This window comes from Caulobacter sp. ErkDOM-C (assembly GCF_048541825.1).
In the GTDB taxonomy this organism is placed as follows: Bacteria; Pseudomonadota; Alphaproteobacteria; order Caulobacterales; family Caulobacteraceae; genus Caulobacter.
Genome location: NZ_CP183333.1, coordinates 38,634 through 53,545 on the forward strand (window position 1 = coordinate 38,634; position 14,912 = coordinate 53,545).

At 61.0% G+C, this 14,912-nt stretch carries 16 protein-coding genes and 2 pseudogenes; 12 read left to right on the forward strand and 6 right to left on the reverse strand.

Going from position 1 to position 14,912, the window contains the following annotated elements:
• Positions 1-47: 47 nt before the first annotated feature.
• Positions 48-698 (reverse strand): annotated as a pseudogene (locus ACN2C8_RS19230) (IS6 family transposase).
• 191 nt (positions 699-889) lie between these two features.
• Here ACN2C8_RS19230 and ACN2C8_RS19235 point away from each other — a divergent pair.
• From ACN2C8_RS19235 to ACN2C8_RS19260, 6 genes are all read left to right on the forward strand, one after another.
• Positions 890-2,479 (forward strand): ATP-binding protein, encoded by a 1,590-nt coding sequence (locus ACN2C8_RS19235; protein WP_419255972.1) that lies wholly within the window; start codon positions 890-892, stop codon positions 2,477-2,479.
• A 422-nt stretch (positions 2,480-2,901) separates the two neighbouring features.
• Positions 2,902-3,243 (forward strand): IS66-like element accessory protein TnpA, encoded by a 342-nt coding sequence (gene tnpA, locus ACN2C8_RS19240; RefSeq protein ID WP_419255973.1) that lies wholly within the window; start codon positions 2,902-2,904, stop codon positions 3,241-3,243.
• Positions 3,240-3,593 (forward strand): IS66 family insertion sequence element accessory protein TnpB, encoded by a 354-nt coding sequence (tnpB, locus tag ACN2C8_RS19245; RefSeq protein WP_419255974.1) that lies wholly within the window; start codon positions 3,240-3,242, stop codon positions 3,591-3,593. The genes tnpA and tnpB overlap by 4 nt, the downstream gene beginning before the upstream one ends.
• A gap of 49 nt (positions 3,594-3,642) precedes the next feature.
• Complete coding sequence (gene tnpC, locus ACN2C8_RS19250; protein ID WP_419255975.1) at positions 3,643-5,208, forward strand: IS66 family transposase; 1,566 nt, start codon at positions 3,643-3,645, stop codon at positions 5,206-5,208.
• A 23-nt stretch (positions 5,209-5,231) separates the two neighbouring features.
• Complete coding sequence (locus ACN2C8_RS19255) at positions 5,232-5,810, forward strand: UPF0149 family protein (RefSeq protein ID WP_419255976.1); 579 nt, start codon at positions 5,232-5,234, stop codon at positions 5,808-5,810.
• A gap of 322 nt (positions 5,811-6,132) precedes the next feature.
• A complete protein-coding gene (locus ACN2C8_RS19260) occupies positions 6,133-6,492 on the forward strand; it encodes a CZB domain-containing protein (protein WP_419255977.1) in 360 nt (119 codons plus the stop codon).
• Between the two features lie 320 nt (positions 6,493-6,812).
• Here ACN2C8_RS19260 and ACN2C8_RS19265 read toward each other — a convergent pair whose 3' ends face one another.
• Entirely contained in the window at positions 6,813-7,136 is a 324-nt protein-coding gene (locus ACN2C8_RS19265; RefSeq protein WP_419256079.1) for an FAD-dependent oxidoreductase, read from the reverse strand.
• A gap of 222 nt (positions 7,137-7,358) precedes the next feature.
• Here ACN2C8_RS19265 and ACN2C8_RS19270 point away from each other — a divergent pair, with 222 nt between their 5' ends.
• Genes ACN2C8_RS19270 through ACN2C8_RS19290 form a run of 5 tightly spaced genes read left to right on the forward strand, consistent with a single transcriptional unit; the run spans position 7,359 to position 10,362 of the window.
• The gene (locus tag ACN2C8_RS19270; protein ID WP_419255978.1) at positions 7,359-7,652 is read left to right on the forward strand and encodes a DUF2282 domain-containing protein; all 294 of its coding nucleotides are present in this window, start codon (positions 7,359-7,361) and stop codon (positions 7,650-7,652) included.
• Positions 7,653-7,665: 13 nt separating this feature from the next.
• Positions 7,666-8,589, forward strand: coding sequence for a DUF692 domain-containing protein (locus ACN2C8_RS19275; protein ID WP_419255979.1), 924 nt, complete (start codon positions 7,666-7,668; stop codon positions 8,587-8,589).
• The gene (locus tag ACN2C8_RS19280; protein ID WP_419255980.1) at positions 8,583-9,311 is read left to right on the forward strand and encodes a DNA-binding domain-containing protein; all 729 of its coding nucleotides are present in this window, start codon (positions 8,583-8,585) and stop codon (positions 9,309-9,311) included. The genes ACN2C8_RS19275 and ACN2C8_RS19280 overlap by 7 nt, the downstream gene beginning before the upstream one ends.
• Before the next feature lie 17 nt (positions 9,312-9,328).
• Positions 9,329-9,796 (forward strand): DoxX family protein, encoded by a 468-nt coding sequence (locus ACN2C8_RS19285; protein ID WP_419255981.1) that lies wholly within the window; start codon positions 9,329-9,331, stop codon positions 9,794-9,796.
• On the forward strand, positions 9,793-10,362 hold the full coding sequence (locus ACN2C8_RS19290) for a TlpA family protein disulfide reductase (RefSeq protein ID WP_419255982.1): 570 nt from the start codon (positions 9,793-9,795) through the stop codon (positions 10,360-10,362). Before ACN2C8_RS19285 ends, ACN2C8_RS19290 begins: the two co-directional genes overlap by 4 nt.
• Positions 10,363-10,404: 42 nt before the next feature.
• On the opposite strand, the gene ACN2C8_RS19295 is transcribed toward ACN2C8_RS19290, so the two are convergent.
• The 4 genes from ACN2C8_RS19295 to ACN2C8_RS19310 form a co-directional block, all read right to left on the reverse strand.
• Complete coding sequence (locus ACN2C8_RS19295; protein WP_419256080.1) at positions 10,405-10,698, reverse strand: LysR substrate-binding domain-containing protein; 294 nt, start codon at positions 10,696-10,698, stop codon at positions 10,405-10,407.
• Positions 10,699-10,755: 57 nt separating this feature from the next.
• A complete protein-coding gene (locus ACN2C8_RS19300) occupies positions 10,756-10,959 on the reverse strand; it encodes a helix-turn-helix domain-containing protein (protein WP_419256081.1) in 204 nt (67 codons plus the stop codon).
• Positions 10,960-11,509: 550 nt separating this feature from the next.
• The gene (locus ACN2C8_RS19305) at positions 11,510-12,433 is read right to left on the reverse strand and encodes an alpha/beta hydrolase (protein WP_419255983.1); all 924 of its coding nucleotides are present in this window, start codon (positions 12,431-12,433) and stop codon (positions 11,510-11,512) included.
• A gap of 679 nt (positions 12,434-13,112) precedes the next feature.
• Positions 13,113-13,601, reverse strand: a complete 489-nt coding sequence (locus ACN2C8_RS19310) for a YHS domain-containing (seleno)protein (protein WP_419255984.1) — start codon at positions 13,599-13,601, stop codon at positions 13,113-13,115.
• Positions 13,602-14,083: 482 nt separating this feature from the next.
• Between ACN2C8_RS19310 and ACN2C8_RS19315 the strand changes: the two are divergent.
• Positions 14,084-14,859: pseudogene (locus ACN2C8_RS19315) on the forward strand (IS5 family transposase).
• Positions 14,860-14,912: the final 53 nt, after the last annotated feature.

Sequence of the window (14,912 nt, forward strand, 5' to 3'; positions counted from 1 at the left end):
CTTACGAGCACAGCATCAGCATCCCAGACACCTCGGCAAGGCGGCTTTCACCGGAGGGCTACGTTGATGCGGTGGCGCTCCTGGTTGAAGTGGTTGTGGAAGGCGGCGTGGACGGAGCTGAATTTCTCCAGGCTCTTCATCTGTCGGAACCGCAGCATGGCCCGTTCTCGTCGTCGGAACGGCAGGTGTGAGTTCCCACAACGGTTGTTGGCCCAGCGGCCAGTCTCCTGTTTGTCGGCGTTGCCGAGCTCCTTCATCGCCGCCCGATATGAGCGCAGGCCGTCGGTGTTGACCACCTTGGCACGTCCGTGCCGCTTCATCAGTTTCTTCATGACCTTCAACGCCGCAGGCTTGTCGCGGGTCTTGCTGACGAAGGACTCTAGCACTTCACCCTCGTGATCGACGGCCCGCCAGAGCTCGTGCATCTGGCCGTTGATCTTGACGTAGACCTCATCGAGATGCCACTTCCAGTGTCTGAAGGCCTTCATCCGCCGGACCCTCCTTTGGCGGATCTCTGCGGCGAACATCGGGCTAAACCTGTTCCACCTGAACCGCACCGTCTCGTGGCAAATATCGATGCCCCGTTTGGCCAGGAGGTCTTCAACGTTCCGAAGCGACAGCGGTTACTTGACGTACATCATCACCACTAGGCAGATCGCCTCGGGCGAGCTGTTGAAGTAGCGGAATGGGCTGGTCATCCCAGCAAGCTACCGGTCACTGACCGCTGTCAGCAATTTGCTCTGACAGCACCATCCGGAGGCTGGAACAATCCATTACAAATTTAGTGTGTATGAGAAATCAACGGCGGGGATTTAGGTTCATTTCACATCACGAACTGTATCCGGTCGAAAACAAAACTCCGGCCGCCCTGGGATTGGAGTCAGCAACGATGGAAAGTCACCCGGAGTTTTTTAGCGAAACGGTTCCGCAGACCCAGGCCGCGAGTGGGGGTCTATTCGCCAGCGCCTGCGATAGAGCTGCTATCGTTGTCCGCGCCGACCTGAGCGGGAACATCATCGAATGCAACGAAAAGTTTTGCGAAGTTAGTGGGTTTACACGTACCGAGATCATCGGCGACCGACACAACATCTTCAGTTCTGACCGCTACCCACCTGAATTCATTTCGGAAATGTACGAGGCAGTCGCCTCAGGCGGCACATGGAGCGGGACAGTCTGCAGCCGTCATAAAAATGGCAGCCTCTACTGGCTCGATACTACCGTCACGCCGCAGCTAGGTGCCACAGGTCAGCCTGTTGCCTATCTGGCCATCCGCTTTGATGTCACCGCCCACAAGCAGGCCTTGGCCGATCTTTCCCTGGCGCAGGAGCGCTGCGAAGCGGCATCGCGCGCCAAGGGACTGTTCTTGGCGACGATGAGTCACGAACTCAGAACGCCATTGACCGGCGTGATCGGTCTGACCGAGCTACTGGCTCAGACGCCATTGGATCTAAAGCAGCAGGATTACGTCGCCTCCCTACTGGAAGCCGCCCGCGCACTGCACGCGATTGTAAACGACGTCCTGAGCTTGGCGAAAGCCGAGGCCAATCCGGTTATCCGAACGGCCCCGGTCAATCCCGCCGATCTTCTTGCTGCGACAGTCAAACTGCTCTCGCCGATCGCCGCCAAGAAGGGAGTCGCGTTGTCACTACGCGTGGCAAAGGACGTGCCCGAGGTCATTGTCGCCGACGCCGATCGCCTCCGGCAGATTGTCGTGAACTTGGTCGGCAACGCGTTGAAGTTTACCGAGGTTGGAGAGGTGAGTGTCGAGGCTGCTTGGTTCGGCTCGCGGGAAGCGGGTAGATTTTGCGTCGACGTGATAGATTCAGGCCCTGGATTCCCCGTCGAGCTTACCGAACGGATCTTCGAGCCGTTCGAGCAGGCGGACAACTCTGCCGCTCGCCTGCACGACGGCGCGGGGCTCGGGCTAGCGATTAGTGCTCACCTAATTAAGTCTATGAGCGGCGAGATCGCCGCTGAGAACCTGCCACAAGGCGGCGCTCGGTTCTGGTTCGAGATTCCAACGACAGCCTGTCGGACAAAGATCGGTCAGCTTGAACAGCTAGCGCGCCTAGAAAGTGAACCACTTGAAGTACTGATTACTGAGGACAATCCGATGCTGCAACGCTTGATCAAGACGATCTTGGAAAGCGTGGGTCACGTCTGCTCAGTCGCCGGCAACGGCGCGGTCGCCCTCGAGATGATGCGCGCTAAGCCTTTTGATGTATGCATTATGGATCTGCGTATGCCGGTCATGGACGGAATCACCGCGACCCGCATCATTCACGAAGAGCCGCCTAGAGACTGGCGACCTCCGCCGATCATCGCGCTTAGCGCGGATGTCCTCGATGGTGACATGGAACATTACTCCGAGCTGGGATTCCATGCTTTCCTTGCAAAGCCGATCGACGCGAGCCTCTTATTGAGGACGATCGCAGGTGCCGTTACGTCATCCGCGGATACCGCAACAATCCGGGCCTGACGCCTCAACCGCCACCAAAGAGGTACTCTCTGCCGGCTGCACCCACGCCGGGTCCAGGGTCGTCATTGGACGCGCACGCAGAACGAGGCCCAGGCGCCATCGGCCTCGACGATCGCCCAGATCGTTCGCCGGCAAGGCGCCTTTAACGGACTTGGGGCCGATCAGGCGAGCGACTGGGCCCGCTTCGAGCACGCCGAGCCCAATGACCGTAACCGGCGCGAACACCCCACATACCGCTGCGTCGCATGACGGGCGATAACCCTGCCTGATGGTTGTCGGGGAGGATTGAGTTGGGCGAGGCTGGATCGACAACTTGGCGAGGGTCTCGGGATTCCGGCGGCGCAAGGAGTGATCAGGACGATCATCAGCATCATCCTGATCATCGATCTGGCGGACCTCCTGGTGGACGGGGCCGGGTCGAGGTGATCAGCGGGGTCTACCGCCGCAAAAGCTGGTCGGCGCAGGACAAGGCGCTGATCACGGCGGAAAGCTTTGAGCCTGGCGCACGCGTGTCCGACGTGGCTCGGCGCTACGACGTAAGCCTGGGCCTCCTGCATCACTGGCGACGCAAGGTCCGGCAGCATGGCGCGCCGGCCGAGCCGATGTTTGTGCCCGTCAGGCTCGACGGCGATGAGGGGGTGCCGGTCGCGCGCTCCGAAGGGCGGATCGAGATTGAGCTGGCCGGCGCCAGGATCTGGGTGACCAGCGCGGTGGACGCCGCGACGCTGCGCGTGGTGTTTGCGGCCTTGAGAACCGGCGCGTGATTGCCTTTGGACCTGAATTGAAGATCGTGGTCGCCGCCCAGCCCATTGATTTTAGGAAAGGGGTCAACGGTCTGGTGGCGTTGGTGACCCAGGCGCTCCACGCCGATCCATATTGCGGCGACATCTTCGTCTTCAGGTCCAAGCGGGCAGACAGACTTAAGCTGATCGCCTGGGATGGAACCGGCGTGCTCCTGGTGAGCAAGGTTTTGGAGAGCGGGGCCTTCTTCTGGCCGCCGGTCGTCAACGGCGTCGTCCGCTTGAACAGCTCCCAGATGGCTTTGCTACTGGCCGGAATGGACTGGCGGCGGGTGGTTGAGCGGCCGGTCAATCGGCCGACGAAAACAGGCTGAAATGGCTGTGTTTGCTAGGAAATGACAGGCTTTTGCGGTAGATTTAGCCATGCTTCCAGGTGGCGAAAACTTCCCACGCGATCCCGATCTGCTGATCGGCATGGTGTTGGCGCGCGACCTGGAAATCGACAAATTGCGCGATGCGCTGAAGACCGCGCAGGCGATGCTCTTCGGCCCGAAGTCTGAACGCTCGATCGCAATCATGGACGGTCAGATCGGGCTCGATCTTGGCGATCTGGCGGCAGATGTGAAGTCCATGGCGGCCAACGATGAGCCGGCGCAACCTGTTGGGTTGCGGCACGCCGCGCGCCGAGCTTCCCGGCGCAACATTGGCGCCTTGCCAAAGCATCTTCCCCGAGTGGTCGAGGTCATCGAGCCGGCGTCGACCCAATGCCCCTGTTGCGCCGGGCGGTTGCACAAGATCGGTGAGGACGTCGCCGAGGCGTTGGACGGCGTGCCGGCCAGCTTGCGGGTCCTGCGCACCGTGCGACCGAAATACGCCTGTCGGGCTTGTGAAGGCGCGATCGTGCAAGCGCCGGCTAAGCGCAGAGTGTTTGAAGGCGGCATGGCGACGACGGCGCTGATCGCCAACGTCGTGTGTTGGAAATTTGCCTGGTACATGCCCTTGAACCGGCAATCGCAGATGCTGATCGGACAGGGCGTTGCTCTGGACCGCTCGACCTTGGCGCTGTGGATCAAGCGGACGGCATGGTGGCTGTCGGGGCTCTATCGGCGTCAGCTCGAAATGATCCACGCCCATGAGCGGATCTTCTGTGACGAGACCCGGATGCCGGTGCTCGAAAAGGGCCGCAAGCGAACCAAGACCGGCTGGTTCTGGGCGCATGCGACGGACGACCGACCATGGAATGGTCCTGCTCCGCCCGCGGTCGTCTACATCTATGCCCAAGGACGCGGACTGGGAGCCATCAAGCATCAGCTTGCGGACTATCATGGCGTGCTGCAGGTCGACGGCTATGGCGCCTACAAGGCCCTGGCCAAGGAACGTCAGGGAAATCGCACTATCCAGCTGGCCTTCTGTACGGCCCATGCGCGGCGCAAATTTACCGATGTCCACAAGAAGACGGCCTCGCCGATCGCCCAGGGGGTGATCGAGCAGATCGCCTTGGTCTATGCGGAAGAGGCGCTGATCCGAGGAACGAGCGCCGATCATCGGCTGGAGGCCCGTCGGGCCAGGACCGCCCCTCTGATGGAGGCCCTGAAAATGATGCTTGAGGAAGGCTTGGCTCAGATCTCCAGCAAGTCGGCCTTGGCCGACGCCATCCGCTACACCCTGGGCCACTGGGCAGGCCTGAATCTGTTCCTCACCGATGGCCGCCTGGAGGTGGACAACAACACCGTGGAGCGCAGCATGAGAGCCATAGCGCTTGGCCGGAAGAACAGCCTCTTCGCCGGCAATGACGGCGGTGCGGAAAGCTGGGCGATCCTGGCCTCGCTGCTCAATACCGCCAAGCTCAACGGCCTTGATCCGTTTACCTGGCTGAACGACGTGCTGGAGCAGATCGTCAGCGGTGATGTGAAGAACAACGAACTTGATCAGCTGCTCGCCTGGAACTGGAAGGCGTCGCGCTCGGTCCCGTTGAAAGCTGCCGCGTGAGGGTGCCGCGTCGATCCCAGCCGATGACGCTGGAGGCTCTGGAAGACTGGTTTGAGAGAGCCAAGCCACCGGTCCACACTGCGGGTGTGTCGATGATGGATGGCTTCCTGGCGGGCGTCGCCATCGGCCCGGTCTTCATCCACCCGGAAACCTGGCTCTGGCACCTTATCGGCGACCATGAGAAGCGGGCTCATGCGGGGACCAAGGCCGATGCCGCGGTCCAGGCCATTGTCGCCCATTACAACAAGATCAGCGACGTTCTGGCCAACGCTCCCCACGCCTACGCGCCCATCTATATGCGGACCGACGAGGGCGATGCGCTGGTCGAGGACTGGGCCAACGGGTTTTACGGCGCCATGCGTCTGAACATGGCGGCGTGGCAGCCACTGTTTGAGACCTTCGAGAGCGCCGCGCCTCTCATGGCGATCTTGGTCAACTGCACCAAGCCTGACGGCGCTCCAATCTATGACGGCATGTCGCCCGCCATCCCCGCCCTGGAGCTGGGTGAGACTTGGCGCCTCATCCCCGAGGCCGTCAGCGTCATACGCGAGCAATGCGCTCAGCGCCGCGCCGCAAGCATGGGCCCCGTCGGCTCCCAGTAGGCGAATAGCCGCCCTCCGGCGCCGTGGGGTGCTCGCACCGGTTACCAATGACCTGTGGCAGGTGGACTTCAAAATCTGGTTCGCTCTGGGCGGGCACAGGCTCACGCGCGCGTTTTCCGCGCCGCAGGCGGTCTGACCAGTACACGATGAAGTCCCCACTGTTTCGCCGGCCGAAATTGATCATTGCCGAGAAAAGGGATTATCCGGACACGGGGTTGGGTGACTGATCGCCGTCAGGAGCATCGCTGACGACAGTTATGTTTGGTGCACCTAGTTCAATTCAAATCTTAGATAGCGATCTAGAAATAAATGGAGAAAATCTATGTCTGAGTTTCTTGATAAAGCATTCATGACACATTCTGCCGTTAAAGGCAGGCTCAGAAAAGCTATTAAAGGAGAAGAAAATATTGAGCCGGCAACTATCAGGCGTGATGATGTCTGCGAGGTGGGTAAGTGGATATACGGCGAGGGCGGCAAACAATTTTCTTCAGTGCCAGTGTTTGTAGAGTTCAAAAAAGTTCACGCAGAATTTCACAAATGTGCGTACGATATCATGATGTTGTACAATGCTGGAAAGATAGCCGAGGCAAATCGGGAACTGGATCAAGGTGCGTTTGAGAAGAAGTCAAACGAGATAGGCTCGTGCATCATGCGTATGAAGCAAGATTCTCAATTTAAGTAGATTGTGAGCGTTTACCTGCGACCGGCGTCACCAGGTATTTGAGATTTCTGTTTTCGGGAGTGTGTTGGCCTCGCATCAGGCTCAGTTGATAAAGTGGTTTCAGAAATCATCTTATCGTCAATTCGAGGCCGCTCTCGGAGGAGAGCGGTCTTGTTTATTGGCTTCGTGTCTTAGCTGGGGCAGAGTTCTTCAGACTCCGGGTGCGACAGGCCGTTGGGCCATTCGCTGGACAGCATCGGAGCCAACGCGCCGACCTTCAACGCAAGGCTCGTGGCCGGTGGCGAACATGACCACGTCGGTCTCGAAGTTCAGGTCGTTGTTCAGCGGGCTGACGAGACCCGCCTCGGACCGCTCGATGTTCTCATGCGAGTAACCCAGCACAGCCTTGACGCCACGCCTTTCCAGCTCATCGGCCAGGTGCGAGCGGACATCCTCGTCTCCACACCTGGACCTTTGAATATGCCGGCAAACTTGACCGCGATATATTCACCGCCCACCACCAGCGACCGCTTGGGCAGTGTCGGCAGATTGAAGGCGTCGTCAGAAGTGACGCCCAGCACCGCGCCGGGGAAATCCGGCTTCACGGGACGACCGCCCCTGGCGGCGGCAACCCAATGAGCGCCAGTCACTGGCAAGCCCCTCATTGCCCGTAGAGGCCCGAGGCCAGCCAGCGTTTCGCTACGCGCAACGATCCATTCCAAACTGAACGGATTAAGCAGCGCAGCATTCGTTCGTAACTAGAGGGGCGACGGAAAGTACCGGCCGTCGCCTCCGGCCTGGTTCGGTCGAAACGTTCAAAACTGGAATGCTAGGGCGCTGATAATGTCGGCGCTCAGGCGCCGATATACTGAAAAAAGGACGAGCTTATGTCTATTAGTCGAAATGCATTCATCGTCGGCGCTCTGGCCGCTGCTCTGGGCGCCACGGCGGCCAGCGCAGCCGAACGTCCGGCGCGCGAAAAGTGCTACGGCGTCTCTTTAGCGGGCCACAATGATTGCGCAGCCGGTCCGGGCACGTCCTGTGCTGGCACCTCGAAGGTCGATTACCAAAGCAATGCCTGGACGCTGGTGCCCAAGGGCAGCTGCATGACCATGAAGTCGCCGACCTCGGCGACGGGCTTTGGCCAGCTCTCGGTGTTTGTCGCCAAGCCCAAGGCCTAGGCGATTGCCTGCCATGGCCCCCCTCGAAAGCCGGTCAGAGCATGCGACGGGGCGCCTGGAGGCGGCAGGCCCTTCACGAGGACACTCCGGCGGCCTCCCGAAGGCCGCCGGAGTGGGGCTTCGGCGCGAGCATATCCGCGAGGTGCTGGCCGGCGAGGGAGCGATCGGCTTCGTCGAGATTCATGCCGAGAACTACATGAGCGCGGGCGGGCCGACCTTGGAACTGCTCGACGACCTGGCGAGGCTCTATCCGATATCCCTGCACGGCGTGGCGCTGTCGCTGGGCGGTATGGAGCGTCCCGACTCCGATCATCTAAACAGGCTGCGGACGCTTATCGACCGGGTGTCGCCCGCAGCATTCTCTGAGCACCTGGCGTGGTCCAGCCATGATGGCGTCTACTTCAACGACCTTCTGCCCGTAGGCTACAACAGCGAGACGCTGGGGCGCATCTGCTCTCACATTGACGAAGTCCAGGATCGGCTAGGCACTCGGCTGCTTCTCGAAAACCCGTCGACCTATCTCAATCCACAAATCGGAGACCTCGACGAGGTTTCCTTCCTCGATGAAATATCCGAGCGCACGGGCTGCGGTCTCTTACTGGACATCAACAACGTCTTTGTCTCGACAGCCAATCATGGATGGGATCCGGGCGATTACCTCCAGCGCTTCCCGCTGCACAAGGTCGGCGAGATACATCTCGCGGGTCATGAGAGGATCGTTGGCGCCGCTGGCGAAGCTTTCCTGCTCGACAGCCATGGCGATGCCGTTTCTGAGGCTGTCTGGTCGCTTTACGCAGACGTGATCGCGGCGGGCGGCCCCAAGCCGACCCTGATCGAGCGGGACAACCACGTTCCCGACTTCTCCGTGATCGCCAAGGAGGTCGAGCGCGCAGCGGCCGTGCTCAGCGCAGTCCGCGGCTGGTCATCGCCATGCTAGCCGTCGCGGATCTCGCTCAGGCGGTGCGCGCGGCGAGCCTTGGGCTACCGGCTTCCGACCACTTGTCCAGCGGCTTGGCCATCCACCGCGCCAACCATTTTCATGGCCTGTCTGCTGCCCTGGCGGTTGCCTTCCCGGTCACGCGACAGATCGTGGGCGAGGCGTTCTTCGACGCCATGGCGCAGTTTTACATAAGCCAAAACCCACCTCAGTCGCGGATCATCGCCCAGTATGGCGACACTCTAAGCGACTTTATCGCGGACTTTCCGCCGGCCGGCGAAGTCCCCTATCTGGCCGATGTCGCCCGCCTCGAATATCGCAGGATCGCCGCCTACCACGCCGCAGATGCGAGGCCTCTCAGCCTGGGCGATGCAGGGGGGCTCGAAGGGGTCCTGCAGCGGCGCTTTACCCTGGCGCCTGCCACCAGCATCGTAGCGTCGACGTATCCCATACAGTCGATCTGGCTAGCCAACCGGCCGGGCGAAGACCCGGTTGTTGACGACTGGTCGCCTGAAACTGTGCTGGTCACGCGACGTGCCGGCCATGTGACCCACACGCGTCTCGACGCGTTCGACTTGGCCCTGATAGGCGCCATCGAACAATGCAGCGCCCTGGCCGATGCCCTCGACGCGGTCGGGCCCGATGGGCTCGAGACGCGGGCCGCTGAAGCGTTTGCCCGCCTCGTCGCGGCCGACGCCCTCGTTTCAATCGATCCCCAATAGTCCAGGAGACGGATACTATGCCCACCCAAACCTTGAAGAACCTCGCCCAGGATCTTGCTGACGGCATTTATAATGTCAGCGACCGTATGCCCCGTAGCCTTGTTCAACTTGGATTGCGTTGGGGCCTGGCTGGCGTGTTCTGGACGTCGGCCAGAACCAAGGTCGAAGGCGTGATGACCATCTCGGACAACACGTATTTCCTGTTTTCTGACGAATACAAGGTGCCCCTTCTTCCTTCCGACTTGGCGGCGACGCTGGCCACCTATTCAGAGCACGCCTTCGCGATTCTCCTCTTTTTGGGGCTCGCTTCGCGTCTCTCGGCGCTCGGGGTGTTCGCAATGACCCTGGTGATCCAGCTCTTCGTCTACCCGGACGCCCTGGTCGGCGTGCATTTGGGTTGGTTTGCCATGGCTCTGGCGATCGCGACCTACGGACCGGGCAAGATCTCGCTTGATCACATCGTCCACGGGAAGGTGGCGCGATGAATGCGTCAGATCCCGTTCGCCGACACCTGCTGACCTTGGGATTGTTTTCCGCAGGCGCGGCATTGGCTGCCGTTGGAGAATCCCACGCGGCGCCTGCACGGAAAGTTCAGCCTACGACGGGTTTGATCGTAGCCCAGGCCGGCAAGCCTGCCGTACCAGGCGGCTTCACCGACAAGACGGGTAGAAGCCGAAGCCTCAAGGACTATCGGGGTCGTGTCGTGCTCTTGAATCTATGGTCGACCTGGTGCGCGCCCTGTCGTCTCGAAATGCCGGCGCTTGACCGTCTGGCGGCAGCCTATCCGTCCGATTTGGCAGTCTTGCCTGTGTCCTTCGACGGGAAGGGCTGGGATGCTGTCGACGACTTTTGGCGGTCGGGCTTTCCGCATCTGACGCCCTATCTGGCCGACGATCGGCTTTTGGCGGAAGGCTATGGCGCCCTGGGCTTTCCTTTTAGCGTCGTTCTAGATCGCCAGGGTCGAGAGTTGGCTCGGCTGCCGAGAGCGGCTGAGTGGGACCGTGGGGCACCACGCGACCTGATCGCCAAGGCTGTATCCGCCAAGGCCTGATGGTCTCTTCGCTCGCTTTCCAAGGTCCAGCCGTCCACGCGTTCAGTTGGACAGACGGTTGGATCTTAGTCTGTCCACGGGCAGATCGACGAAGGCTCTGACCTTGGCTGACGCGCGACGGCCTTCTGGGTGCACCACGTGGATAGGCAAAGGTTCTTTCTCAAAGTCGGAGAGAAGCGTCTGGAGGGCGCCGGTCTGCAACTCAGCGCCAACCTGGTAAGACAGTACGCGCGTGAGAACCCTACGGCTGCGCGCCGCCTCGATTGCGCACGGGTTGCTATGACAGAACAGCCGCGGCTCGACAGTGACGGACTGTTTCCTGCCTTTTTCCCACATCGCCAGTCGAGATTGGCCCAAGCGCTGGTCGCCGCAACGATACGATGGTCGCGCAGCTCAGAGAGGTCTGAAGGCGCGCCATGCTGGTCGAAATAGGCCGGTGAACCACAGATAATGCGCCCCAAGGCTCTCCCCTAGAAGCGCCACAGCTCGCGTCACAGCGGGCGCGCTCATACTGAGTTGTCGCTGCGCCTCGGCAAAGTCGCCGCATTCTGCGACTTTCACAAAGACCTGCATCGCCTGTAGGCACGCAATTGGCATCGTCCCTACTCGCTCAATCTTGGAGGCCAAGCTAAAGTTTAAGGTCACTCCCGTTATCCGTGGAGTTGCGGCCGGCCAACCAAATCAGCAGGACGGGGTCTTGCCCTAATGGGCCAGGACAGTTCTGAGGAACGCGGGGCGCGCCTCCATCGAGATTTCGCGCATCGCCAACCGCAGCGCTTCGGCTTCGATCAAATCGAGCTTGAGGTCCATCAAGCCGACTCTCCGAGCCTTCTGACGGCAAAAGCCGACCGCGACAGGACTGAACGACCTGACTGCACAGGCAAAGTCGATGGCCGCGCCAGTCAAAACACCAAGGCCACGCCCCGCCCAGGCCGTGTCGATCTCCGCACCGCTGAGGTCTCCGTCGCGGGCCTAAGCCTCGGCCTGTTCTCGCAACTAGTGGTCAAAATCTAACGCTTGAGTTCCGGCGGTCCTGCGGCGTGGCTGTCGATCGAACGTCCGCTTCACGCCCCGACCCCAACGGTGAGAATCGACCCGTTGCAGAAATCCGGCGGGTCCGCTCTGCGACGCACGGCGTCTCGTCGGATCAACGCTGTTGGCGCTCCACGGGCAGCACGGCCATCAGGGCGCGCGTGAAACCGACCGGCGCGACGGTCAGGTGGTCCTCGTCGGCGAGCACTGCCGATCGGATGTTCAGGTTCGGATAGTTTCGCGCCTCCAGAACGCGCTCGAACGTCCGCATGTCGCCGACCATGTCGGTCTCCGCGTTGTTGCGCGGGCTGGGGCCGGGCGTCTCGAAGGCGCCGATGTACATGAAGACGGTCGCGGGCAGATCGCGGTGATCGACGGCATAGGCCGCCTCCATCCGCATGATGTGGCGTCGATCGTACCAGAAGGACGGACTGCCCAGCACATAGGCGTCGAACAGCGTCGGGTCCGAGAACATGATTTGGGCCCCCAGCAGACCGCCGTAGGAATGGCCCAGAAGCACGCGGCGGGCCGGCTCGGCGCGGAAGCGATGCTCAATGAACGGGATGGCCTGGGTCTTCAGATAGGTCTGATAGGCGGCCCCTCCGCCCTGAACCAGGCCGCGTGCGGATCGTGGACCGTTGGCGGTGGGTGTATAGTCCCGACTTCGGCTGACGCGGCCGTCCTCGCCCTTGGCATAGGACAGGCCGACCAGAATAAACTCCTCGATCACCGGCCCTTCCAGGTTCACGCGCCGGGCGACCTGGCGGATGATCGGGAAGGCGTAGTCCGCGTCGGTGACATAGAGCACCGGATAGCGGCGGTCCGGGTTGGTCTCGTAGCTGGCGGGCAGGCTGACAAAGACCTCATAGTCACGCGCCGACACGGGGTCGGGCACGGACCAGACTTGGGTGCCTTTCAGCACATAGGGCGCGCCTTGGGCTTGCTCGACGTCCGCTTGTGACTGGGCGTCGGCGCTTTCCGTGCAGGCTGAAGCGAGGACTGCCGTTAGGAAGATGACCGCCAAACCAAGAATTTTCATGTGCGACTCCATGAGGCTTGGCCGCAGCAGGCCAGAACCCGGCCGTGGCGAAACCCCGCTTGATGTCAAACCTCAAATGTCGGGTATCCACCGAGGCTGTGTAAAAACGCTGAAGCGGCATTTTCCCTTAGAACAATCGTCCACCGCAAGAGCCCGCGCAGCACGAACGTTTCTGTATGAGGCGAAAAACCACCTTCTAGCGGAAGGAATTGCCCGAAAATTTCTCAGGCCCGGCGTTTTTACACAGCCTGCACCCATCTCACCCGTTGGGAATGTCCGCTCATGACGATGCGGCGATCGCAATCCTCGGTCCCGCTGTTCCATGGCCGCGTGGGTGCCAAGCGTCAGATTCTATCCACTAGTAGCCGCCACAGCCACCCAGTAGGGCCAAGTTTAGCTGGCCCAGAAACGATGGGGAAAGGGCTGGCTTTCTCAAGATCTCAACTCGTGGAATCTGACTGAAGTTATGGACGGGAGCGCCCAGCGCCACTGCCGCCAAGAAAAGGACGTGTCCTCTGCTGGGGGTGGCGCTGGGCCTCTACCTGGCGGGCCCCTCGCGGTGGGGTGGCAAGAGGGGGCGAGCTAACCGGGGATTGGGGGACGGCTAGCTCGCGCATGGACCAGGCAAAGCCGAAAACGGACACCGCCCGGAATGGGCGTCTCCCGTTAGCCGTTGCGACTAGAGGCTGTCGGGGGTCTTGCTCTTGATGGTCGGCCAGTTTTCTTCAGCCTTGGCCAGATTGCCCGGAATGTCGCGATTCCAGGCCACGGAGACGTCCTGGTTCACGTTGAGATAGAGCTTGCCGTCGACGATCTTCCAGACCATCGGATCGCCATCCAGCTTCTTCTCCAGGGCAACGCCCATTGCGCAGAAACCGCCATACTGTGGCGCATAAGCAGCCGGCTTGGCCTTGAAAGCGGCGCGGTTGGCGGCCGATGCGAAGTGGTAGGTCGCGCCTTGGTACTTGGCCGAATAGCGGGCGTCGCCGACCATGGGCGTACCGCCTGTAAAGTAGGCGACGGCATCATAGCCATGCAGAGCCAGGTTGGCTTCGTTAGTATTTACGGACGATGTCGAGGTGGGAACGACGGCGAAAGCCGGCGTGGTCAGAACAGGGGTGAAGACCAGCAGGCTGAGGGCGCCCGCAGCGGCGCGAAGTGCTTTCATGGACATTTTGAACATCTCCTGAAAATTCTTTCGAGCAGCATCCTCGGAAACGCGCGATCAGAATTTTGATTTCGACCAGGGCAGTTCCTGGCCTGAGATGAACCTAAATCCCCGCCTTTGATTTCTTAATACTTGAAATTTGCAATGGATTGTTCCGGCCTTCGGATCAATTCCCCGACCTGAGAGCCCTGGCCGACCTGCGCCATAGCGGGTCGGAGTTTGATGACGACGGGCTTGAGCAGCTTGGCACCCTTTTGCGGAGCCGGCGTCGCCCAGCAGAGCAAGACGTCGCCCGCAGCATAGTCAGCGACGGTTGATGATTGCACTCTGCTGTCACGACGTCGGCGCATCGTCATCATTGTGTAGATGCGCAGAACAGGTACGCTCAGGCGCTAGGTCCTGTTGACGAAGTGGATTCCCAAATCAGTTGATCGCTGATTCAAGGCTGCTCTTTGAGGAGAGCGGCTTTGGTTCGTGGGTTGATGTCGGATGAGGAGTGGGAGTTCTTCGCGCCGTTCGTGATCGAGAGGGGACCGCGGCGCGGCCAGCGGCCCGGGGATCATCGCCTGGTGCTTGATGGCGTGTTCTGGATCGCGCGGACGGGCTCGCCCTGGCGCGATCTGCATGACCATTTCGGTAAGTGGAGTTCAGTCTACCGGCAGTTCCCGCGTTGGACGCTGTCTGGCTTGTGGGATGTGCTGCTGGCGGCCCTCAATGAAAGCGGTGAGGGTCAGGACAGCGTCCAGATGATCGACTCGACGATCGTGCGCGCTCACCAACATGCCGCCGGCGCCCAAAAAAAGCGGCAGGCCCTCGGGGTGAAGGTTTTGGCCGCTCGCGCGGTGGCTTCTCGACCAAGATCCATCTGAGGATCAACGGCCTGGGCCTGCCGGTCGCGGTTGTCCTGACCGGTGGTGAGGTCTCCGACGTCAAGGGATACGCGCCGGTCATGGCGGAGCCGGGGCCCGAGCCCAAGGAGCTCATGGGCGACAAGGGCTACGACGTTGACGCCATCCTCGCAGACCTGGAGCAGCGCGGCATCGCCGCCGTCATCCCGCCCAGACGCAATCGCAAGGTCCAGCGGCCCATCGACGGCCACCTCTACGCTCTCAGAAATCTTGTCGAGCGATGCTTCTCAAAGCTCAAACACAGCCGCAGACTGGCCACCCGATACGACAAGACCGCAGACAGCTACATCGGCTTCATACTGGTCGCCTCAGCCCGACTGTGGGTCAGGCACTTCGTCAACAGGGCCTAGTCGCCTGGGCGTACCTGTTGCCAGCAAACTCAGACTCTCGGAAATCGTGGCAT